Below are 20,894 nucleotides of genomic sequence, written 5' to 3' on the forward strand. Positions count from 1 at the left end.
GGAGGGGTTCGGCGTTCCGAGCACGACAGCGGTAGAGTGGTCCAAGGTTCAGTCCGAACCTTCGGCACTTATGCCCGATCGCACCACCGAGCAGCACGCGGCGCCCCAGCGCCGGTCGGCTCCCGTGCGGACGTGTATCGGGTGCCGGAAGCGCGAACTGGCCGTCGATCTGTTGCGGATCGTGGCTCGGGACCGTGAGACCGGTGACGGCTCCCACGCCATCGAGATCGTTCCCGATCCGCGGCGCAGACTTCCCGGACGGGGTGCCTGGCTGCACCCCTTTTCGGCTTGTCTGAGCACGGCAGAGCGGCGCCGAGCCATCGGCAGAGCACTACGAGTGTCCGGACATCTGGATATCTCAGCCCTGGAGCATTACCTCGAGAACAGGCACGAGCACTCATGAGCACACCGTGAAGTACCAACGATGAACGTCCATCGGAGATAACCCGAGGTCGTGCGGGCCCCCGTCAGCAAGACGGTGGCGCTGCTCGGCCTCTCAGTGAGGAGAGCAGTGGCAGGCAAGGCCCGCGTGCACGAGTTGGCCAAAGAACTCGGTGTCACGAGCAAGGAACTACTCGCAACGCTCAAGGAGCAAGGCGAGTTTGTGAAGTCCGCGTCGTCGACGGTGGAAGCTCCCGTCGCACGCAGGCTGCGTGAGTCGTTCGCGGCGAAGTCCGCCCCGTCGAACGGCGCCAAGTCGGGTGCACGCCCCGGTCCGTCGTCGGCCCGTCCGGCCGCGAAGCCCGCGGGCGGAGGCCCGCGTCCCGGTCCGCGTCCGGCACCGGCGCCCGCTCCGGCGGCCCCCGCCGCCCAGGAGAGCGCCCGTCCCGCCGCGCGCACCGGCGAGTCCCCGGCGGTGAAGCCGGGCCCCGCCGCGCGTCCGGCACCGTCCCCAGCGCCCAAGCCCGCGGCACGGGAATCCATCACTCCGGCTGCCGCCGCGGCCTCCGGCGCGACCGCGAGTTCCGCACCGGCCCCGGCCGGTCCGCGCCCGACGCCCGGTGGTCCGCGTCCCGGTCAGCAGCAGCGTCCCGGCGCACCCACGCCGGGTGCCCCGCGTCAAGGTGGCGGCTCGTCCGGTCCGCGTCCGGGGCCGAAGACCCCGCGCGTCGGTAACAACCCCTATTCGTCGGCTCCCGAGCGCCCCGCGCCGCGACCGGCTCCCCGTCCGGGTGGCCCGCGTCCCGGTCCCGCCCAGGATGGCCCGCGTCCCGGTCCTGCCTCGGGTGGTCCGCGTCCCGGTCCCGCCCAGGGTGGACGCCCGGCACCCGGCCAGGGTGGTCCGCGTCCCGGTGGTCCGCGGCCGAGCCCCGGCTCGATGCCACCACGCCCGAACCCGGGTGCGATGCCCTCGCGTGCGGCGCGTCCGGGTGGAGCCGGTGGTCCCGGCGCGGGTCGTCCCGGTCGTCCCGGCGGAGGCGCCGGTGCCGGTCGTCCCGGTGGCGGTGGCGGTGGCGGCGGTTACCGCGGTGGCGGCGGCGGAGCTCCCGGTGCGGGCACGGGTGCGCCCGGTGCCGGTGGCGGTGCGGCCGGTGGGTTCCGCGGTCGTCCCGGCGGTGGTGGCGGCGGCGGTCGTCCCGGTGGTCCCGGCGGCCGCGGTGGTGCGGCCGGCGCGTTCGGCCGTCCCGGTGGCGCGCCCCGTCGTGGCCGTAAGTCGAAGCGGCAGAAGCGGCAAGAGTACGACTCGATGCAGGCGCCCGCCGTCGGCGGCGTGCGGCTGCCACGCGGCAACGGCGAGATCATCCGGCTCGCCCGCGGCGCGTCGCTGTCGGACTTCGCGGAGAAGATCGACGCGAACCCGGCCGCGCTGGTGCAGGCCCTGTTCAACCTGGGCGAGATGGTCACCGCGACCCAGTCGGTGAACGACGAGACCCTCGAGCTGCTCGGCAGCGAGATGAACTACGTCGTGCACGTGGTCAGCCCCGAGGACGAGGACCGCGAGCTGCTGGAGTCGTTCGATCTCACCTACGGCGAGGACGAGGGCGGCGAGGAAGACCTCGAGCAGCGTCCGCCGGTGGTGACCGTCATGGGTCACGTCGATCACGGTAAGACCCGACTGCTGGACACCATCCGCAAGGCCAACGTCCGCGAGGGCGAGGCCGGCGGCATTACCCAGCACATCGGCGCCTACCAGGTGCTCACCCACCTGGGCGAAGAGGGCCGGCTGATCACCTTCATCGACACCCCGGGTCACGAGGCGTTCACCGCCATGCGTGCCCGCGGTGCGAAGGCCACCGACATCGCGATCCTGGTGGTCGCCGCCGACGACGGCGTCATGCCGCAGACGGTGGAGGCGATCAACCACGCGCAGGCGGCCGACGTGCCGATCGTGGTGGCGGTCAACAAGATCGACAAGGAAGGCGCGAACCCGGAGAAGATCCGGCAGCAGCTGACCGAGTACAACCTGGTGGCCGAGGAGTACGGCGGCGACACGATGTTCGTCGACATCTCCGCCAAGCAGGGCACGAACATCGAAGCACTGCTCGAGGCGGTCCTGCTCACCGCGGACGCCGCCCTCGACCTGCGGGCGAACCCGGACATGGACGCCCAGGGTGTGGCCATCGAGGCGCACCTCGACCGCGGCCGCGGCCCGGTCGCCACGGTGCTGGTGCAGCGCGGCACGCTGCGCGTCGGCGACTCGATCGTCGCCGGCGACGCTTACGGTCGCGTGCGGCGCATGGTGGACGAGCACGGCGAGGATGTCGACGCGGCGCTGCCGTCGCGGCCGGTCCAGGTCATCGGCTTCACGTCGGTGCCGGGCGCCGGCGACAACCTGCTGGTGGTCGACGAGGACCGGATCGCACGGCAGATCGCCGACCGGCGCAACGCGCGCAAGCGCAACGCGCTGGCCGCACGCAGCCGCAAGCGGATCAGCCTGGAAGATCTGGATGCCGCGCTGAAGGAAACCAGCGAGCTGAACCTGATCCTCAAGGGCGACAACTCCGGTACCGTCGAGGCCCTCGAAGAGGCGCTGCTCGGAATCCAGGTGGACGACGAGGTGCGACTGCGGGTCATCGACCGCGGTGTCGGTGGCGTCACCGAGACCAATGTCAACCTGGCGTCGGCGTCGAACGCGATCATCATCGGGTTCAACGTCCGCGCCGAGGGCAAGGCGACCGAGCTGGCCAACCGCGAGGGCGTCGACATCCGGTACTACTCGGTGATCTACCAGGCCATCGACGAGATCGAGAAGGCCCTCAAGGGCATGCTCAAGCCGATCTACGAAGAGGTCGAGCTGGGTCGCGCCGAGATCAGGGCGATCTTCCGCTCGTCGAAGGTCGGCAACATCGCCGGTTGCATGGTCACCTCGGGTTCGGTCAAGCGCAACGCCAAGGCGCGCCTGCTCCGCGACAACATGGTGATCGCCGAGACGATGACGATTTCCTCGCTGAAACGGGAGAAGGACGATGCCGTCGAGGTCCGCGAGGGCTTCGAATGCGGTATGACGGTCACCTACTCCGACATCAAGGAAGGCGACATCATCGAGGCCTACGAACTGCGCGAGAAGCCGCGCGACTGATAGACCGAGACGAGCCCGGACGCCGCGCTGTATGCCGCGGCGTCCGGGCCGGTCGTCACAACCATTAGAGGGGTGTCGGTGTACCTGGGTGCACTGGAATTCGACCTGCTACTCGGCGATGTGCATTCACTGAAGCAGAAGCGTTCGGTGATCCGGCCGATCCTGGCCGAATTGCAGCGCTTCGGGGTGAGTGCCGCCGAAGGCGGGGACCATGATCTCTACCGGCGCTCGATGCTGGGCGTCGCCATGGTCAGCGCGGGAATGGACCACCTGACCGAGGTGCTGGACAGATGTGAACGGCACGTCGCGGCCCGTCCGGAGTTACAGTTGCTGGCGGTGCGCCGCCGGATCTTCGGACCCGAGGACTGACCGTGGTGGGAGAACAGAAGTAGTGAGGAGGAAATGGCCATGGTGGATCAAGCCAGGGCACGCCGACTCGCCAAGCGGATCGCCTCGATCGTGGCCACCACGATCGAATACGAGGTGAAGGATCCGCGGCTGCGTTTCGTGACCGTCACCGACGCCAAGGTGACCGGCGATCTCCGCGAGGCGACGGTGTACTACACCGTGATGGGTGAAACCCTCGACACCGAACCGGATTACGAGGGTGCGGCCGCCGGTCTGGAGAAGGCCAAGGGTGTGTTGCGCTCCAAAGTGGGCGCGGGAACCGGGGTGAAGTTCACTCCGTCGCTGGCGTTCGTGCTGGACACCGTGCCCGACGCGGCGCGGCAGATGGAGGAGCTGCTCGCCAAGGCGCGGGCCGCGGACGACGCGGTCGCCAAGGTGGCCGCCAACGCCAGGCACGCGGGCGACACCGACCCCTACAAGGTCGAACGCGACACCGACGAGTGACATGCGGTAGTCGATGACGACAATGCGGGAAACCGCCGACCTGGACGCGGCCGTGGCGGCGCTGGAGGCGGCGCGCTCGGTGACCATCATCTGCCATGTGCAGCCCGATGCGGACACCATCGGAAGCGGTCTCGCGCTGGCGCTGGTCCTGCATCAGCGCGGGACTCCGGTGCAGGTGTCGTTCGCCGAGCCGGCCGAGTTGCCTTTCTCGATGCGGTCGCTGCCGGGTGTTCGGCATCTGGTGGCGCCCGCGGAGGTGCGCGCCGAGGTGGACCTGCTCGTCACGGTCGACTGCGGTAGCGCGGCGCGGCTCGGCGTGCTCGCCGACCGATTGTCCGGTGCCGCAACGACAATGGTGATCGATCACCATCGGTCGAATACGCGCTTCGGTGTGATCAACGTGGTCGATTCCGGCGCCGAGTCCACGACGAGCGTGATCGCGCGGCTGCTCGACGCCTGGGGCGTGCCGATCGAGCCCGACGTGGCGCATTGCCTCTACGCCGGTCTGGTCACCGATACCGGCTCGTTCCGGTGGGTGCGGCCGGGTACCCACGAACTGGCCGAGCGCCTGCTGTCGACGGGGATCGATGGCGCGGAGATCGCCCGCACCTTGCTGGACACGCATCCGTTCGGGTGGCTGTCGATGCTGTCGCGTGTGCTGGGAACCGCGCGGCTCGTGCCGGACGTACGCGGTGGCATCGGGCTGGTGTACGCGTTCGTGCACCGCGACGATGTCGACGGGTTGCGGTCGGAGGAGGTTGAGAGCGTCATCGATATCGTGCGCACGACCGCGGAAGCGGGAATCGCCGCGGTGTTCAAGCAATCCCACGGCGTGCCCGATCGGTGGACGGTGTCGTTGCGCTCGCGCGACAGCAGGGTCTCGGTGGGCGATGGGGTGGACGTCGCGGAGGTGGCGACGGCGCTGGGCGGCGGCGGTCACCGCTTCGCCGCGGGGTACACGGCGTACGGCTCGCCCGACGACCTGGTCGCCGCGTTGTTGGCCGCGCTCGGGTGACGGTGATTTTCGGTATCGGTCGGCACGAAGCAGGTCGCCACGAAATCAGCTCCGCCCGAGTCGATGTCGTGTCCGGTTGCAGGCCTGGCGCATTGCCACCGCTGTTTCCCGTTCGCCCGGCCGTCGCCACGGGGGTGTGCGGGTTGGCCGATACGCGGTTGGTCTCGGGACCAAGGAGGGCGCGCTTCGCGCGTGTGCGGACGTCTGCGGGAACTCGCCGGATGTCGGTCCGGGTCGTGACCGGATCGATTGGTGTGCGTGTGCCGCCGTCGTCCGCGCGGGGTCCGGTGTCGGCGGGCTCGCAGATGGCGGAATCTATCGGCGTGCCATGCCGTGGTGAGGCATCAACTGGACCGACGGCGGTCGTGGTGGTGGCCGTGGCCGGGGAGGGGAGGAGTTGGTGAACGCGAAGAATTCCAGCGAGGCGGAGATTGCCGATCCAGCACCACAGGATGCCGAGGCGCGGCTACTCGAGGTCGACCGGGCCGCGGCGGCCGGGCCGAAACGCATTCTCGGACTGGCCTTGCCGACGCTCGGCGTGCTGGTCGCCGAGCCGCTCTATCTGCTGTTCGATCTCGCCGTCGTCGGTCGGCTCGGCGCGCTCGCGCTGGCCGGTCTCGCGGTCGGCGGATTGATTCTGGCGCAGACGAGTTCACAGCTCACTTTCCTGTCCTACGGGACCACCGCGCGCTCGGCACGTCGCCACGGCGCGGGCGACCATCGGGGTGCGGTCGCCGAAGGGGTGCAGGCGACGTGGATCGCGATCGTGGTCGGCGCCGCGATCCTGCTGGTGGCCGAGTCGTGCGCCGTGCCGCTGACGAGCGCGATCGCGGGTGGCGGCGATATCGCGGGGGCGGCGCTGGGTTGGCTGCGGATCGCGCTGTTCGGCGTGCCGCTGATCCTGATCTCCATGGCGGGCAACGGCTGGTTGCGCGGCGTCCAAGAGACGCGCAGGCCGCTGGCCTATGTGGTTGCCGGACTCGCCGTTTCGGCCCTCTTGTGCCCGGTGCTGGTGTACGGGCTGTTCGGCGCGCCGCGTATGGAGCTGCCCGGTTCCGCGGTGGCGAATGTCGCTGGGCAGGTGGTGATGGCGGCGCTGTTCCTGAACGCGCTGGTCGGCGAACGGGTGTCGCTGGCGCCGCAGTGGGCGGTCATGCGCGCGCAACTCGTCCTCGGTCGTGACCTGATCGTTCGCAGTTTCGCCTTCCAAGCCTGTTTCGTCTCGGCCGCCGCGGTCGCGGCCCGGTTCGGCGCTGCCTCGGTGGCCGCCCACCAGTTGGTCCTGCAACTGTGGAACTTCCTGGCCCTCGCCCTGGATGCGCTGGCCATCGCGGCGCAGACGCTCACCGGCGCCGCGCTCGGCGCGGGTGACGCCGCGGGCGCTCGCGGCATCGCCCGGCGCGTCACCTGGTGGTCGGAGATTTTCAGCCTGGCTCTCGCCGCCTTTTTCGCGGCGGGCGCGGCGGTCATCCCGACGCTGTTCACCGGCGACCCGCAGGTCCTCGATCGCACCCACGTGGTGTGGTGGTTCTTCGTCGTCCTGATTCCGGTGGCGGGCATCGTCTTCGCCCTCGACGGCGTTCTGCTCGGCGCGGGTGACGCCGCCTACCTGCGCACCACCACGCTCACCGCGGCGCTGGCCGGGTTCCTGCCCGCCATCTGGCTGTCGCTGGCGTTCGATTGGGGCGTGGCCGGAATCTGGTCCGGCCTGGCCGCGTTCATGGTGTTGCGGCTGATCGCCGTCACGTGGCGGGCGCTGTCGGGCCGGTGGGCCCGCGTCGGCGCCGAGGTGCCGGCGTAACGGGAGCGTCGGCGACACCCGGCTCGGCCGGTGCGTGCGAATCGGAACGGATGTGCCAAGGTAGGTGTGGTGATACCCAAGTTGATGGCGGTGAGCGACATTCACGTCGGGCACCAGGGGAATCGGCCGGTCGTCGAGCAGATCACGGCGGACTCGCCGGAGGACTGGCTCATCGTGGCCGGCGACGTGGGGGAGAAGACCGAGGACATCCGGTGGGCGCTGGAGCTGCTGCGCGGCCGGTTCGCCAAGGTGATCTGGGTGCCGGGCAACCACGAGCTGTGGACCACGGCCAAGGATCCGGTGCAGATGTCCGGGGTGGCGCGCTACGACTACTTGGTCGCCATGTGCCGCGACCTGGACGTGCTGACGCCGGAGGACCCGTACCCGGTGTGGGAGGGCGCGGGCGCCGAGGAATACGGCGGACCGGTGACCTTGGCACCGATGTTCCTGCTGTACGACTACTCGTTCCTGCCGGAGGGCGCCACCACGAAGGCGGAGGGGCTCGCCATCGCCAGGGAGCGCAACGTGGTGGCGACCGACGAGTTCCTGCTCTCGCCGGAGCCGTACCTGACCAGGGACGCGTGGTGCCATGCCCGCGTGCAGGTGACCAAACGCAAACTCGACGCGCTCGCGCCGGGCACGCCGGTCGTCCTGATCAACCACTTTCCGCTGGTGCGGCAGCCGACCGATGTGCTGTTCTATCCGGAGTTCGCGCTGTGGTGCGGCACCGAACTGACCGCGGACTGGCACACCCGCTACAACGTGGTCTGCTCGGTCTACGGCCACCTGCACATCCCGCGCACCTCGCACTACGACGGCGTCCGGTTCGAGGAGGTCTCGCTCGGCTACCCCCGCGAATGGCAACGCCGTGGTCTGCCCGATCGACTGCTGCGCCAGATCCTGCCCACCCCGCAATATCCGCCGGGCACCCTGAACAAGTGGGGCGGCCACTTCCAGGTCACCCCGGAAATGGAAGCCGCCGCCGCGGAAATGCGCAGCAAGGCGCAGCAGCGGCGCGGACTGGCGTAGTCGTGGCGCAGGCCGCCGAGGGCGCTCGGCTAGGCTCGGCGGTGATGATCGAGAACATTCTGCCCGCCGGTGTGGCCTCGGCCGAGTTGGTGGCGTACCCGGAGGATCTGAAGCCGCATCCGGCGGAGGAGCATCTCATCGCCAGGTCGGTGGAGAAGCGGCGCCGGGATTTCATCGGCGCACGGCACTGCGCCCGCCTGGCGCTCGCGCAGCTCGGCGAGCCGCCGGTCGCGATCGGCAAGGGGGAGCGAGGCGCTCCGGTGTGGCCGCGCGGGATCGTCGGCAGCCTGACCCACTGTGACGGCTACCAGGCCGCCGCGCTGGGCCACAAGCTGCGGTTCCGTTCCATCGGCATCGATGCCGAGCCGCATGCGACGCTGCCCGACGGGGTGCTGGACTCGGTCAGCCTGCCGCAGGAGCGGGAGTGGCTGAAGACCACCGACTCCGAGCTGCACCTGGACCGCCTGCTGTTCTGCGCCAAAGAAGCCACCTACAAGGCATGGTTCCCGCTGACGGTGCGCTGGCTGGGCTTCGAGGACGCGCACATCACCTTCGAGATCGAAAGCAGCACAGCCGATTCCGGGTACGGCAGCTTCCACACCGAACTGCTGGTGCCGGGTCAGACCACCGACGGCGGCGTGCCGCTGCGCTCGTTCGATGGCCGTTGGCTGATCGTCGACGGCTACATCCTGACCGCGATCGCGCACGTCTGATGGACGCTCTCGGCGGGCTGCTCATCATCGACAAGGACGGTGGCTGGACCAGCCACGACGTCGTCGCGAAATGCCGGAAGCTGCTGCGGACCAAGAAGATCGGGCACGCGGGCACGCTGGATCCGATGGCCACCGGCGTGCTGGTGCTCGGTGTGGAACGCGCGACCAAGCTGCTGGGGCTGCTCACCCTGACGACCAAGGCGTACACCGCGACCATCCGCCTCGGACAGGCCACCACCACCGACGACGCGGAGGGCGAGGTGCTCGCCACCACCCCGGCCGCCCACCTCACCGACGCCGACATCGCGGCGCGCACCGCCGAACTGACCGGTGACATCGACCAAGTCCCCGCGACGGTGAGCGCGATCAAGGTGGGCGGTGAACGCGCCTACGCGCGCCATCGTGCGGGTGAGGACGTGCAGCTGGCCGCCCGCCCGGTCACGGTGTCGCGCTTCGACGTGCTGGCCCGCCGCGACGCCGGCGATTTCGTCGACCTGGACGTGGTGGTCGAGTGCTCATCGGGCACCTACGTGCGGGCGCTGGCCCGCGACCTGGGCGCCGCCCTCGGCGTCGGCGGCCACCTGACCGCGTTGCGCCGCACCCGGGTCGGTCCGTTCACCCTCGACCACGCCCGCACCTTGGACGAATTGGCCGCCGCCGCGGAATCGGGCACGCCAGCGCTGAGCCTCGATATCGACGCTGCGGTCAGAACCGCTTTCCCGCACCGGGACATCGACGAGAAGCAGTCCGACGACCTGCGCAACGGACGCTGGCTCGCCCCGGTCGGAATCCCCGGCGTCTACGCCGCCATCGACCCCGCAGGCCGAGCCATCGCCCTGCTGCGGGAGTCCGGCAACCGCGCGTCCTCGGTGATGGTCGTCCGCCCGGCCAACCTCTGATCCACCAGCCTGACCAGCGCCGCGAAGCTGCCCGTTTCCGGGGGCAGTCGCGGTCGCGATGCACTCGCATCTGCCGAGGTGCATCGGTGAGCGTGCGCGCATCGACGGGTGAATCGCAGGTCACGCGTCGGCCACTGCACCGGACGCAGACGAGACCGCGCATGACCGGACTCGCGGCAATATGCCGTGTCGGCCTGGTCGGGGATTATGGCGTTCGTAGCCGGGCTATGGCGGCGTGGTTGTGGCCGGGGTCGAGTGTTATCGCCGCCGCCCAGGCGTGTGCGGCGACGACGCGTCGATCGAACAACTCGATCCAGGCGTCGGTGTTGTCCCGGGTGTCGTTGACCCAAGTTGGGGTCGGGCCGAGTTCGGGCAGGTGGACGTAGGTGAGCGCGGTGTACGTTCGTGCGCGGGCGTCGAAAATCGTGGCCGCGCACATCTCATCGGCCCCAGCGCGTTCATGCAGCTTGCCCGCCATCGCTGCCCGGACCGCATCGTGGGGCACGCCGCCGGGTCCGGTGAACATTTCGCCGATCGTCCGGTAGGCGAGCCCGAATCCCCACAGGCGGCCAGGGAATCTGCGGATGAGCCATTCGGCGGCGTCGAGGATGGCGGAGCGTTCAGCGTCCGGATCGAGGACGATCGCGGTGCGCGCGGTTTCTTGGGTAGTGGGGCGGTCGGTGCCGGCGAACCCCCAGAAGTGGATGGAGTCGGCATTCGAGTCGGTGGTGTCGGCGCTGCGTTCGGCCATCATGGTGGCGAGGATCGCGTCGATCGTGGAGTCTGGCGGGTACCTGATCGTGGATCCGACCTTCATCTGCCGCTGCAATGCTTTCCTCTTATACCGCAGCCGATTTCGTCTCTTGGACATTTCCCTCTCCGGTTGGTGATCCGAGTTCGTGAGTGTGGTCATGCGAATCGACGCGTGCGGCTGACGGGCTCACGAGTGGCACACCACAGAGGGGTCTACTCGCGTTTTGCCGCAACCATGTGCCACTCACGAAGCTATGTCGGGGGTGGCGGGCAGAATCCGGGATATGGGGGAGATCGAGGGGGCTTTTCCGGGTAGTTGGGCGGTTCGCTCAGGGCGGGTGAGCGCTTGGGAGTTGCGCAAGGATTACGAGCGGGTGTATCCGGATGTCTATGTCCGGAAAGGGCTTCGGTTGGATGCCCGGGGCCGTGCGGAGGCAGTCGGGCATTGGGCCAAGGGCAGCGGCATCTTGGTCGGGTTCTCCGCCGCGGCGATGCGGCACGCTGTGGCTGGACGACAAGCCCGCCGAAATCGCACTGCCCACTCGCGCCCGTCCACCGCGGCACGTGCTGGTCTACCGCGACGCCATCCCGAGCGACGAAGTGTGCACGATCGGCGGATTCCGGTGCACCACACCCGCCCGCACCGCATTCGACCTGGCCCGGCGCCTGGATTTTGACGAGGCGGTCGAAGTCGTCGACGCCCTCTGCAACGCGGCCCGGCTCGACACGCACGAAATTCAGCAGGTAGCCAACCACCATCCTCGGGCGCGCGGCGCCACCAACCTGCGCAAAGTACTGCCCCATGTCGATGGTGGCGCCGAGTCGCTCCAAGAAACGCGCACCCGGCTTCTACTCTGTCAGGCCGGGTTCCCGCCGCCCGAAACACAGATTCGCGTCACAGGCCCGGACGGCATGGTTCTCGCACGCCTCGATATGGGCTGGCGCAAATGGCAAGTCGCCGTCGAATACGACGGAGCCCAGCATTGGACCGACCGCCACCAGCGCGCCTGGGACATCGATCGCGCCGCCGCCCTCGAATCCCTCGGCTGGTCAGTGGTCCGGGTAAGCGCCGCCCTCCTCACCAACCGCCCCCACATCATCACAACCCGAACCCGCCACGCCTTACGCCGCCACGGCGCGGATTTCTGACGAGTGGCACACCACCGAGGACCCTTCTCGCGATTCGCCGCAGCCATGTGCCACTCGTTGACCGCCGGTGGCGGCCGGCGGCGCGGACGAGGGAAGTTGGCGCCGCCGGCCGGTCGGGTGGTGGAGCAGGGCAGTTGTCCACCGGTAGAGCTGTCGGTGGGTTACTTCGTACCGACGGGGCTACTCTTCCTGGGCGAGCTGAGTGTTGCTTGTAGCCAAGCTGAGAGTCAGCTGGGAGTAGAGCGACGACGGTTGCGGTTCTCGCTCAACTAAGCAAGTTCGGCTGCTCGAATCGCCGCTGTGAAGGCAGACCACTGGCTGGGTGTGAGGGACAGAACGGGCCGCGCGTCGGGCGTCCCCCGAAACTTGCTGTCACGGACCAGTACTCGGTTGTCGTCGAAGCACACCTCGACGCAGGTCTGGCTGTCGTTGGAATACGAAGATTTGAACCAACCGGTACTGCTCACCCAGCCGAGTTTAGTCCGGCCGCGGTCGCCCGGATCAGCGCCAAGGACTCGGCCCGAGGCAGCGCCAACGAACGGGCTCGCTCGAACACGAAACCCAAGTCACGCACCTTGGTTTCCTTTCGGCTCTCGTCATCGATGATGATCTGGCCGAATACCGCTGACTCGTGCCAGGCCAGTGTCGGCAAACGAGGACTGGCGAAGTCGAGCAGATGGTAGGTGGAGCTCGCCGGAACGCTGTCCGCGGCCGTGAACGGGATAACCTGCAGCTCGACGTTCCCCGAGTACGACTCGAGCAGATCGGCAAGGTGAACCAGTTGACGCCGCAGCACATCTGGACCGCCTACCTGTTGGCGGAGCGCCGCCTCGCCGATAACCGCCCGTAGCGAAACCGGGCTCTCGCCCGTCAGTCTTTGCTGCCGATGAAGTCTCGCCTCGACTCGCTGATCGACTTCTATCGCCCGTACCGTCGCTCCTGCCGAAAGCATCTGGGCCCGAATGAACTCCTCACCTTGCAGAAGGCCGGGCATCATGATGCTTTCGTAAGTCCGGATCGACTCGGCTCCCCACTCCATTCCGTAGTAGCGAAGGATCTCGTCACCGAACAACGCGGAGTATCGGCTCCACCATCCGCGCCTCTTCGCGGCCTCACGAAGCGCCAGCAGTTCGCGCTGTTCGCTGCGATCGATCTCGAGGATGTCCAGCAGTTGCTCGAGCTTGTCCTTTGGGAGCAAGTTGCGTTCGTTCTCGATGTGCGACCAGTACGCGGCCGACACGTCGAGCGCTCTGGTGATCGAGGCAGCTCCGATGCCCAGCTCCAGCCGCCGCTGCCGAAGCCGGAGCGCTAGCTCCCAACGCGCAACCGCAGGTGACAGCGCCATGCACGCACAATACAGCCGACAATGGCGACCAAACAGTTCCGTAATCTGACTCGTATACTTTACAATTCGAGTGTCGCGCATCACAGGCGGGGGCTCCGGACCCGCTCGGCGGGGATGGAGGGGGTTCTGAATGTCTGTGCACGTCATCGACCGGGCTTGGATGGTGAGTGATCGGACGCCGCACCAGGCGCGGCGGGTCAGTGAGGATGCGTGGGTCGTGTCCTATCTGCGCGGTCGGATGGTGACGACGGAACAGGCGACGGCGGCTATCCAAGCGGCGGAAGCGGTTTCGCTGATAGAGGAGTTGGCGAACCGGATCGGGCTGACGGCGATGGAAGCGCTCGGCCTGGTAGTCATCGAGAAGCCATGGGACGCCCGTCATGGGTACCGAGTGCCGCGCCCGGGCAGGCGGCATCGTCGATGACTCGCGCGATTCGCGTACTGCCCGGCACTACCAATCGATCCAGGGGGTAATCGCGGTGCGACCGCTGCCGACCAAAGAACTTGTCCTGCATGCCTGCCGCGCGGCGCCGCGCCACGACCATCCGATCCTGGCGTCCACGCACCTACTCGCCGGATTGCACCAGCGTCGGCTGCTTGCCCACCCGGGCGGGTCGAACGACATCGATCAGCATCGGGCCCGGCTCGTCCTCGCCATCGACCGATTCGTCGCCACCGAAATGCCGCTTCCGCACGGCGGCGCCCTCATGCATACCGAAACCGTGGGCATGGTGATCGACCGGCTCGCCCAGTTCTCCGCGTCCGCCCACGAAATCCTGCCCGCCGCACCGGAATGGGCGGTGCACGACGCCTGGGAGCGCCTCGCCGAACTCGCGCTCGGTTACGAAGACCTCGCCTATGAGGTGGCGGCAGGAGTGCGCCGCCTGCCCTACCTCAGCGGCCCACGCTCGGCGTCATGAACCTCCAGAACCGCTCTCCGGGTCCGGCCAGGCGCGCGCCTCGACGCGGGCGCGCACCCGAGCGACGTCGGCTTCGGACGGCATGTCGTTGGTGATCTTGGTGATGGTGACCTGGATATCGGTCGTGTCGCCGGAATCGGCCAGCTCGGCGGCGATCCGGGCCACCTCCTCGTCGGACAGGCGGCGGCGCAGCAGAGCGAGCAGCGGGATGTAGTCGGATTCCGGGACACCCTCCGGATATCCGGCCCGCAGCCAGTCGATGATCGCGTTCAGGAAGGGAGGCATCGGCGATCGTTTCTCGGTCAGTCGGAATCGGCGGGCGGGTCGGCCAAGGGCCAGCCACCCGCCGCCAAGCGGGAGGCGACGCGGGCGATATCGTCGTCGTCCGGTTGCTCCTTGGCGTGCAGGGCGATGGCCTGCTGGATCTCCGCGCGGGTGATACCGGTTTCCGGATTCGAGGCCGCCAGCTCCTCGGCGATCGCGGCCACCTCGTAGTCGGTGAGGTGGCGGTGCAGCACCGCCAACAGTGCGACGTAGTCCGACTGCGGAACGCCCTGCGGGTAACCCGCACGCAGCCAGCGCACGATCTTGCCGAGCAGCTTGGGCCGGATCGGCGCCGGTTTCGCTTGATCGGTCACACTGCCACCCTTCATGCCTGCCCGAACAGATGGATGCCGAATCTGGCCGCCAGAAATGCCCTGGCCGTGTACAGGATTCCAGTGATGATCGCCGCGACGACCAGCGCGAGACACACCAGCGCCACCGCGAGCGCCGGATAGTTACGCCGCACTGTGCTTCCGTCCGCGGCGACGGTGGCCGACAGGGACCAGAACCGCACTCCGATCGCGAAGATCATCGGCAGGCCCGCGCCGAGCAGCAGCCCGGCCGCGGTCACCTTCCCCAGCGAGCTCAGATTCGTGACGAGAGTGTGCACGCCTGGTCCTCCTACACCTGGGCCGAATGGGTCGAGTTCGAGGACGCCGCCGGGCCGCCGTCAGCGGGCTCCTCCGCAACCGCCTGGGGATCCGTACTGTCGCCCGGCCACTCGTTGACGTTCCCGGTGTGCACCGGGTCGCGCCGCGACCGCAGATACATCAGCGCCGACAGCACGATCAGCATGCCGAAGACCACGAGCACGCCGGCCAGCCCGCCGATGACGTGCGCGATGGCCCAGCAGATCGCCCCGGCCACCCCGGCCAGCGGCAGGGTGAGCAACCAGGCGACCACCATTCGTCCCATCACGCCCCACCGCACCTCCGCGCCCTTGCCGAGGCCGGTGCCGAGGATCGAACCGGTCGCGGTCTGCGTGGTGGACAGCGGCAACCCGAAGTGCGCCGAGGTGAGGATGATCGCCGCCGAGGCGGATTCGGCCGCCAAGCCCTGCGGTGAGTCGATCTCGACCAGACCCTTGCCGAGCGTCCGGATGATCCGCCAGCCGCCGAGATAGGTGCCGGCCGCGATCGCCACGGCACATGCGGCCATCACCCACAGCGGCATCTCGTCGTTCTTGGTGAGCGTCCCGTGCGCCACGAGCGCGAGGAAGATCACGCCCATCGTCTTCTGCGCGTCGTTGGTGCCGTGCGCCAGCGAGACCAGCGAGGCGGAGCCGATCTGGCCCCAGCGGAAGCCCTCGGTGACCTTGTCCTCGGCGGAGCCCCTGGTGATCCGGTAGACCAGCCAGGTGCCGATCGCCGAGACCAGCGCGGCGACGATCGGGGCGAGCACCGCGGGAAGAATGATCTTGGTGACGACGCCGTCCGAACCGGACGCCCAGATCACGCCGCTCCAGCCGAGCGCGGCCAGCGTCGCGCCGATCAGACCGCCGAACAGCGCGTGCGAAGAACTCGACGGCAACCCGAACAACCAGGTGAGCAGGTTCCACAGAATCCCGCCGACCAGACCGGCGAACACGATGACGAGCAGGTCGTGACCCGACACCGCGTCGAGCCGGACGATCCCCTTGGCCACGGTCGCGGCGACGGCGACGGACAGGAACGCGCCGATCAGGTTCAGCACCGCCGAGAGCGCGACGGCGACGCGCGGCCGGAGCGCTCCAGTGGCGATCGAGGTCGCCATGGCATTGGCAGTGTCGTGAAATCCATTGGTGAAGTCGAAGACGAGCGCCGTGCCGATGACGATCAGGAGAACCAGTAGTTCGACGGTCACGCCTCCAGTGTGAAGCACCGTCGAATTCGACTGCCGCCTGGTTGCCGCGAGTCGTTCGTCCAGGCTGGGCTAACCTGGTTCGCCCTGCTCAGCCGGATCGGGTGCAGCCGGAGGCTACCGGCCGACCTGCGAAGCGATCGTCGATCCACGTGGTAGCGCCAGGGATACCGCTGAGCCCGACCACGAAGTGTTCGCCGAGGTAGACCTGGAAATCAACCGGTGTACCTGCGCGACACCAGTCCGCGTAGAGATTCTCCGCGCCGGCCAGGGGCACCCACGGATCGTGCGTGGCGTGATAGAGGAACACCGGCACCGTCGGCGCGGCAGCGCCCAACCGATTGGCGGCCAGGATCTCCTTGATCACCGGCAGGTCGGTGGGTGCGGCCGCGTCGGTGAGCACCTGCACCGGAATCGGCGCGACCACCCCGGCGAACTCCTGCGCGGACATACAGAAGTCCTTGCCGATCTGGGCCAGCCGCCAGCCGTTGTCGTTCATCAACCCGAGCATCTCCGGGTACTCCCGCGCCAGCCCGAGCGTCGCGGCCAGGAAGACCCCGGACGCGAGGTTGCGGCCGTTCATGGTGTCCAGCAGCATGCCGAAGTCGGCGGGGACACCGCCGAACGCGGCACCGACGAGATTCAGCTCCGGCGCGTACTGCGGCGCCAACTGGGCAGCCCACCCGCTCGCGATGGCGCCACCGGAGTATCCGGTGACCACCGTCGGCGTGTCCGGCCGCATGCCGAAGTCCGGGGTTGCCACCACGGCCCTGATCGCGTCGAGCACCGCGTGCCCGGCCATCACACCCGCCCCGTACGCCTGCCGCGGGCCCTGATGGTCCGGCACGAGCACGGCGTAGCCCTTGGACAAGGGAATCTGGGCGGCCCACAGCTTGGCCGACAGCTCGCTCCTGAGCTCGTAGGACGGCGCGCACCGATGCCCGAGCGAATCGATGGCGGCGTTGAACGACAACAGTGGGCGCGGCCCCGGCCCGGTCCACGGCGTCTTCGGCACCAGCAGCGTCGCGACCACCGGGACCGGGCGCCCCTTGGCGTCGGTGGATCGGAGCAGCAGTTCGGTCGAGGTCAACGGGAACAGCGTCAGGCCGGTGCCGCCCGGACGGGATGCGAGGACCGTTCCGGGAGGCCGGCTCTCGAACTCCGGCGGCGGCGTGTAGAACGGATCGCCCAGCGGCGTGGGCAGAATGCCGCTGTACTCACGCGAGGGCGTGACAAACTGCTCGATCGGATTCGCCTGCGCAGGCGTCCCGACCGCACTCACGGCCACGGCGCCGAGCAGCGCCACCAGCACTCGGGCAGACCGCCCACGCAGCAACTTTCGCATCATCCCACCCACCCGCCGATTCCTTGTCCGGAAGCACGAACCGGCCGGACCAATGCATTGTGGCGGCCATCCGGAACCTTGCGCTGCCCATACTTACAGTGGCTCGAGAGGCTTCGCACGCCCGACACGCGCCCTCGGCCGATCGGGCGCGTTTCGCTTCGCGAGTCGCGTCGACAACGCACCGCAGTTCGACTCCGTCGGCGCCTCCGTGCTCCCCACGACCGCACCCGTTAACGAGCCGCACGCCGTGACCACGGCATAGCTGGCCGCGCATGACGCCGACGGTGGAAGCGGGTGAGCATCGCCTCACACCTTCGGTGTCGAGAAGAGGACGCTCAGGGCAAAAGGGCGCGAACGGTGTCGATGGTGTCGGCTTCGGCGGGTTCCTTGTCCGGGCGATAGCGCACGACGCGAGCGAAGCGCAAGGCGACGCCGCCGGGATAGCGCGGGCTGACCTGGACCCCGTCGAGGGCTATCTCGACGACCAGCCGCGGCCACAGGTAGACGGTGTGCTGATCGCGGGATCGCTCGTGCCGCGGGAATTCGGCGGTCTGCCAGTGCAGGAGCGCGTCGGTGAGTCCTTTGAAGGTCTTGCCCACCATGACGGGGTTGCCCGTGTCCGGATCGCGGGCACCGAGGTGCAGATTCGACAGGTAGCCCGTGCGGCGGCCGTAGCCCCACTCCGCGCCGAGCACGATCAAGTCGAGGGTGTGCGTCGGCTTGATCTTCTGCCAGGCCTGGCCGCGCCTGCCCGCCGCGTACGGCGCGGTCAACGACTTGACCATCACGCCCTCGTGCCCTGCCGCGAGCGCGCCGTCGAAGTATTCGGCGGCCGCCTCGGCATCCGGCCGCAGCAGCGCGGGAATGCTGTGCTCGCCCGCCACTTTCGTCAGCGCGGCCCGGCGCTCCGCCAGCGGAGCGTCGAGCAGGTCCCGGCCGTCCAGATGCAGGCAGTCGAAGAAGTACGGGTGCAGCAGCAGTTCGCGCGTGGAAGTCACCTCGGCGAAGCGGCTCATGGTCTCCTGGAACGGGCGCGGGCGCCCGGCGTCGGTGAGCGCGAGCGTCTCCCCGTCCAGCACCACGCTCGTGCAGTCCAGACCGGCGACCAGGTGGACCAGCTCCGGGACGCCCGCGGTGATGTCGCGCAGCGTCCTGGTGAACACCCGGACCTCATCCCCATTCCGATGTACTTGGATGCGGGCGCCGTCCAACTTGTGCTCGACGCTCACCTCGCCCTCGAATTCGAGCAGCGCCTCGTCCAGCGTCGCGCCGGGCGAGGCGAGCATGGGCTGGATAGGACGACCGACCTCGAGCCGGAACTCGGCGAGCGCGGCGGCGCCACCGGTCAGCGCGGCCGTGGCGGTGACCGGCAACTGGCCCGACAGCATGTAGGCACGGCGAACGAGGTCGGCGGGCACGTCGGCGGCGATCGCCACGGCTTCGGCGACGACCGCCGTCAGCGCGCCCTGGCGCAACTCCCCGGTCAGCAGGCGCAGCAGAAAGCCCTGCTCATCCGCGGTGGCGGCGGACCACAGCGCCGTGAGCAGTTCCTTGCGGCGGGCCGCCGAGCCGGAGCCGGAGGTCTCGGCCAGATCGGTCAGCGCGGCATGCACCGCGGACACCGTCAGCGTCGCCGCGGCCGCCGGTGGATGATCCAGCGCCGCGAGTGTGCGCCAGCCCGTCCCGATCCGGCCCTGCGGCAGTTCACCGGACACCCAGGCGACCACCGGCGCCAGCTCCTGCGGCGCGGCCGACGTCAGCAGCCCCGCCAACGTGGCGATCTTCGTCTTTCGTGACCTGGTCGCCCGAACGGTCTCCGAGGCCAGGACGACATCCGAGAACAACACCCTGCCGACGGTAGCCGTGAGGTATGACACACGTGCGGCGACCCGAGTGCTAATCCTGCATTGGCACGGATGCGAAACCGCCCATAGGCTGGGCGCATGGCCAAGACTTACGTCGGAGCGCGGTTGCGTCAGCTGCGGACCGAACGCGGGCTGAGCCAGGTCTCGCTGGCACAGCAGCTGGAGATCTCGGCGAGCTACCTCAACCAGATCGAACACGACGTGCGCCCGCTGACCGTACCGGTGCTGCTGAAGATCAGCGACGTGTTCGGCGTCGACGCGACCTTCTTCGCCGCCCAGGACGACACCCGGCTCATCGCCGAGCTCCAAGAGGTGGTCATGGACCAGGAGCTGGGTATCGAGGCCGATGCCCAGGAGATCGCGGACATCGTCTCGGCGCATCCGAGCATGGCCCGCGCGCTGGTCAACATGCACAACCGCTACCGCAACACCTCCGCGCAGCTGGCCGCGGCCACCGAGGACCGGTTCGCCGACGGCGCGGGCAGCGCGGCGATCAGCAAGCCGCACGAGGAAGTGCGCGACTACTTCTATCAGCGCCAGAACTACATCCACGAGCTGGACACGGCCGCCGAAGAGCTCACCGCGCGCATCCGTTTCCACGGCGGCGACGTGAACAGCGAGGTCGCCAGGATGCTGCGCGCGCACGACGTGCGGATCATCGAACGCATCGATCTCGGCGAGGGCGTACTGCACCGCTACGACCCGAAGACCCGGGGCCTGGAGATCGCCCCGCATCTGTCCGGTGGGCAGCGCACCTTCAAGCTGGCCGCCGAGCTGGCCTACTTCGAATGCGGTGACCTGCTGGAGAAACTGGTCGAGGAGGGCAATTTCGCCTCCGAGGACGCCCGCAAGCTGGCCATGCTCGGCCTGGCCAACTACTTCGCGGCGGCGACGGTGCTGCCGTACACGCACTTCCACGAGGTCGCCGAGGATTTCCGCTACGACATCGAGCGGCTGTCGGCGTTCTTCACCCAGAGCTACGAGACCATCTGCCACCGGCTCTCCACGCTGCAACGACCGTCGCTGCGCGGCGTCCCGTTCTCGTTCGTCCGGGTCGACCGGGCCGGCAACATGTCGAAGCGCCAGTCCGCCACCGGTTTCCACTTCTCCTCCAGCGGCGGGACCTGCCCGCTGTGGAACGTCTACGAGACCTTCGCCTACCCAGGCAAGATCATGACGCAGATCGCCCAGATGCCCGACGGCCGCAAGTACCTGTGGGTGGCCCGCACGGTGGAACGCCGCGCCACCCGCTACGGCCAGCCGAGCAAGACCTTCGCCATCGGCCTCGGCTGCGAGCTGCGCCACGCGAGCCGCGTGATCTACGCCGACGGCATCGATCTCGACGAAGTGCAGCCGACACCGATCGGCGCGGGCTGCCGGGTATGCGAGCGGGCCAACTGCCCGCAGCGCGCGTTCCCACCCTTGGGCAAGGTGCTCGACATCAGCGAACACCGCAGCTCGGTCTCGCCGTACGTGTTGAAGTAGCCGCCCGCCACGTCGATGTAAGTCCCGAACTCGGGTAATC

At 68.7% G+C, this 20,894-nt stretch carries 21 protein-coding genes; 12 read left to right on the forward strand and 9 right to left on the reverse strand.

Annotated features, from left to right (window positions below):
• Positions 1-70 precede the first annotated feature (70 nt).
• The 9 genes from ACWPXK_RS12420 (at position 71) to truB (ending at position 9,829) form a co-directional block, all read left to right on the forward strand.
• Complete coding sequence (locus tag ACWPXK_RS12420; RefSeq protein ID WP_454196196.1) at positions 71-403, forward strand: YlxR family protein; 333 nt, start codon at positions 71-73, stop codon at positions 401-403.
• 108 nt (positions 404-511) lie between these two features.
• Positions 512-3,520, forward strand: a complete 3,009-nt coding sequence (gene infB / locus ACWPXK_RS12425) for a translation initiation factor IF-2 (RefSeq protein ID WP_454196197.1) — start codon at positions 512-514, stop codon at positions 3,518-3,520.
• 78 nt (positions 3,521-3,598) lie between these two features.
• The gene (locus tag ACWPXK_RS12430) at positions 3,599-3,889 is read left to right on the forward strand and encodes a DUF503 domain-containing protein (RefSeq protein ID WP_330229492.1); all 291 of its coding nucleotides are present in this window, start codon (positions 3,599-3,601) and stop codon (positions 3,887-3,889) included.
• Positions 3,890-3,928: 39 nt separating this feature from the next.
• Positions 3,929-4,372: a 30S ribosome-binding factor RbfA gene (rbfA, locus tag ACWPXK_RS12435; RefSeq protein WP_454196439.1), complete on the forward strand. Its 444-nt coding sequence runs from the start codon at positions 3,929-3,931 to the stop codon at positions 4,370-4,372.
• A 13-nt stretch (positions 4,373-4,385) separates the two neighbouring features.
• Positions 4,386-5,387 carry a DHH family phosphoesterase gene (locus ACWPXK_RS12440; protein ID WP_454196198.1) on the forward strand — a complete coding sequence of 334 codons (1,002 nt, stop codon included), beginning with the start codon at positions 4,386-4,388 and terminating at the stop codon, positions 5,385-5,387.
• A gap of 508 nt (positions 5,388-5,895) precedes the next feature.
• Positions 5,896-7,188, forward strand: coding sequence for an MATE family efflux transporter (locus tag ACWPXK_RS12445; protein ID WP_454196440.1), 1,293 nt, complete (start codon positions 5,896-5,898; stop codon positions 7,186-7,188).
• A gap of 69 nt (positions 7,189-7,257) precedes the next feature.
• Positions 7,258-8,217 carry a metallophosphoesterase family protein gene (locus ACWPXK_RS12450; protein ID WP_454196199.1) on the forward strand — a complete coding sequence of 320 codons (960 nt, stop codon included), beginning with the start codon at positions 7,258-7,260 and terminating at the stop codon, positions 8,215-8,217.
• Between the two features lie 44 nt (positions 8,218-8,261).
• Positions 8,262-8,930, forward strand: a complete 669-nt coding sequence (gene npt / locus ACWPXK_RS12455; RefSeq protein WP_454196200.1) for a 4'-phosphopantetheinyl transferase Npt — start codon at positions 8,262-8,264, stop codon at positions 8,928-8,930.
• Positions 8,930-9,829: a tRNA pseudouridine(55) synthase TruB gene (truB, locus tag ACWPXK_RS12460; protein WP_454196201.1), complete on the forward strand. Its 900-nt coding sequence runs from the start codon at positions 8,930-8,932 to the stop codon at positions 9,827-9,829. The genes npt and truB overlap by 1 nt, the downstream gene beginning before the upstream one ends.
• Positions 9,830-10,034: 205 nt before the next feature.
• Here the strand turns inward: truB and ACWPXK_RS12465 are convergent, their stop codons facing one another.
• Positions 10,035-10,646 (reverse strand): hypothetical protein, encoded by a 612-nt coding sequence (locus ACWPXK_RS12465; RefSeq protein WP_454196202.1) that lies wholly within the window; start codon positions 10,644-10,646, stop codon positions 10,035-10,037.
• Positions 10,647-11,146: 500 nt separating this feature from the next.
• On the opposite strand from ACWPXK_RS12465, the gene ACWPXK_RS12470 reads away from it, so the two are divergent.
• On the forward strand, positions 11,147-11,731 hold the full coding sequence (locus ACWPXK_RS12470; protein ID WP_454196203.1) for a DUF559 domain-containing protein: 585 nt from the start codon (positions 11,147-11,149) through the stop codon (positions 11,729-11,731).
• A 269-nt stretch (positions 11,732-12,000) separates the two neighbouring features.
• On the opposite strand, the gene ACWPXK_RS12475 is transcribed toward ACWPXK_RS12470, so the two are convergent.
• Both ACWPXK_RS12475 and ACWPXK_RS12480 read right to left on the reverse strand, forming a co-directional pair.
• Positions 12,001-12,198 (reverse strand): DUF397 domain-containing protein, encoded by a 198-nt coding sequence (locus ACWPXK_RS12475; protein WP_454196204.1) that lies wholly within the window; start codon positions 12,196-12,198, stop codon positions 12,001-12,003.
• On the reverse strand, positions 12,195-13,157 hold the full coding sequence (locus ACWPXK_RS12480; protein ID WP_454196441.1) for a DUF5753 domain-containing protein: 963 nt from the start codon (positions 13,155-13,157) through the stop codon (positions 12,195-12,197). The genes ACWPXK_RS12475 and ACWPXK_RS12480 overlap by 4 nt, the downstream gene beginning before the upstream one ends.
• A 299-nt stretch (positions 13,158-13,456) precedes the next feature.
• On the opposite strand from ACWPXK_RS12480, the gene ACWPXK_RS12485 reads away from it, so the two are divergent.
• A complete protein-coding gene (locus tag ACWPXK_RS12485; RefSeq protein WP_454196205.1) occupies positions 13,457-13,996 on the forward strand; it encodes a DUF4254 domain-containing protein in 540 nt (179 codons plus the stop codon).
• Here ACWPXK_RS12485 and ACWPXK_RS12490 read toward each other — a convergent pair.
• From ACWPXK_RS12490 to ACWPXK_RS12515, 6 genes are all read right to left on the reverse strand, one after another.
• Complete coding sequence (locus ACWPXK_RS12490; protein WP_454196206.1) at positions 13,991-14,281, reverse strand: DUF3349 domain-containing protein; 291 nt, start codon at positions 14,279-14,281, stop codon at positions 13,991-13,993. The genes ACWPXK_RS12485 and ACWPXK_RS12490 overlap by 6 nt on opposite strands.
• Positions 14,282-14,298: 17 nt before the next feature.
• Positions 14,299-14,634 (reverse strand): DUF3349 domain-containing protein, encoded by a 336-nt coding sequence (locus ACWPXK_RS12495; RefSeq protein WP_454196207.1) that lies wholly within the window; start codon positions 14,632-14,634, stop codon positions 14,299-14,301.
• A gap of 11 nt (positions 14,635-14,645) precedes the next feature.
• On the reverse strand, positions 14,646-14,930 hold the full coding sequence (locus ACWPXK_RS12500; RefSeq protein WP_454196208.1) for a hypothetical protein: 285 nt from the start codon (positions 14,928-14,930) through the stop codon (positions 14,646-14,648).
• Between the two features lie 11 nt (positions 14,931-14,941).
• Entirely contained in the window at positions 14,942-16,162 is a 1,221-nt protein-coding gene (locus tag ACWPXK_RS12505) for an anion permease (protein ID WP_454196209.1), read from the reverse strand.
• An 88-nt stretch (positions 16,163-16,250) separates the two neighbouring features.
• Positions 16,251-17,507 carry a lipase family protein gene (locus ACWPXK_RS12510; RefSeq protein ID WP_454196210.1) on the reverse strand — a complete coding sequence of 419 codons (1,257 nt, stop codon included), beginning with the start codon at positions 17,505-17,507 and terminating at the stop codon, positions 16,251-16,253.
• A 332-nt stretch (positions 17,508-17,839) separates the two neighbouring features.
• On the reverse strand, positions 17,840-19,351 hold the full coding sequence (locus ACWPXK_RS12515; RefSeq protein ID WP_454196211.1) for an ATP-dependent DNA ligase: 1,512 nt from the start codon (positions 19,349-19,351) through the stop codon (positions 17,840-17,842).
• A 96-nt stretch (positions 19,352-19,447) separates the two neighbouring features.
• On the opposite strand from ACWPXK_RS12515, the gene ramB reads away from it, so the two are divergent.
• On the forward strand, positions 19,448-20,854 hold the full coding sequence (ramB, locus tag ACWPXK_RS12520; RefSeq protein ID WP_454196212.1) for an acetate metabolism transcriptional regulator RamB: 1,407 nt from the start codon (positions 19,448-19,450) through the stop codon (positions 20,852-20,854).
• Positions 20,855-20,894 lie beyond the last annotated feature (40 nt).

It is taken from the genome of Nocardia sp. Marseille-Q1738, assembly GCF_965283145.1.

Excerpts from the sequence above, each read along its gene's own strand:
- ramB (WP_454196212.1), top strand. The coding sequence starts at position 19,448 with ATGGCCAAGACTTACGTCGGAGCGCGGTTGCGTCAGCTGCGGACCGAA.
- ACWPXK_RS12510 (WP_454196210.1), bottom strand. The coding sequence starts at position 17,507 with ATGATGCGAAAGTTGCTGCGTGGGCGGTCTGCCCGAGTGCTGGTGGCG.
- npt (WP_454196200.1), top strand. The coding sequence starts at position 8,262 with ATGATCGAGAACATTCTGCCCGCCGGTGTGGCCTCGGCCGAGTTGGTG.
- ACWPXK_RS12440 (WP_454196198.1), top strand. The coding sequence starts at position 4,386 with ATGACGACAATGCGGGAAACCGCCGACCTGGACGCGGCCGTGGCGGCG.
- ACWPXK_RS12420 (WP_454196196.1), top strand. The coding sequence starts at position 71 with ATGCCCGATCGCACCACCGAGCAGCACGCGGCGCCCCAGCGCCGGTCG.
- rbfA (WP_454196439.1), top strand. The coding sequence starts at position 3,929 with ATGGTGGATCAAGCCAGGGCACGCCGACTCGCCAAGCGGATCGCCTCG.
- ACWPXK_RS12485 (WP_454196205.1), top strand. The coding sequence starts at position 13,457 with ATGGGTACCGAGTGCCGCGCCCGGGCAGGCGGCATCGTCGATGACTCG.
- ACWPXK_RS12490 (WP_454196206.1), bottom strand. The coding sequence starts at position 14,281 with ATGCCTCCCTTCCTGAACGCGATCATCGACTGGCTGCGGGCCGGATAT.
- ACWPXK_RS12465 (WP_454196202.1), bottom strand. The coding sequence starts at position 10,646 with ATGAAGGTCGGATCCACGATCAGGTACCCGCCAGACTCCACGATCGAC.
- ACWPXK_RS12480 (WP_454196441.1), bottom strand. The coding sequence starts at position 13,157 with ATGCGCGACACTCGAATTGTAAAGTATACGAGTCAGATTACGGAACTG.
- truB (WP_454196201.1), top strand. The coding sequence starts at position 8,930 with ATGGACGCTCTCGGCGGGCTGCTCATCATCGACAAGGACGGTGGCTGG.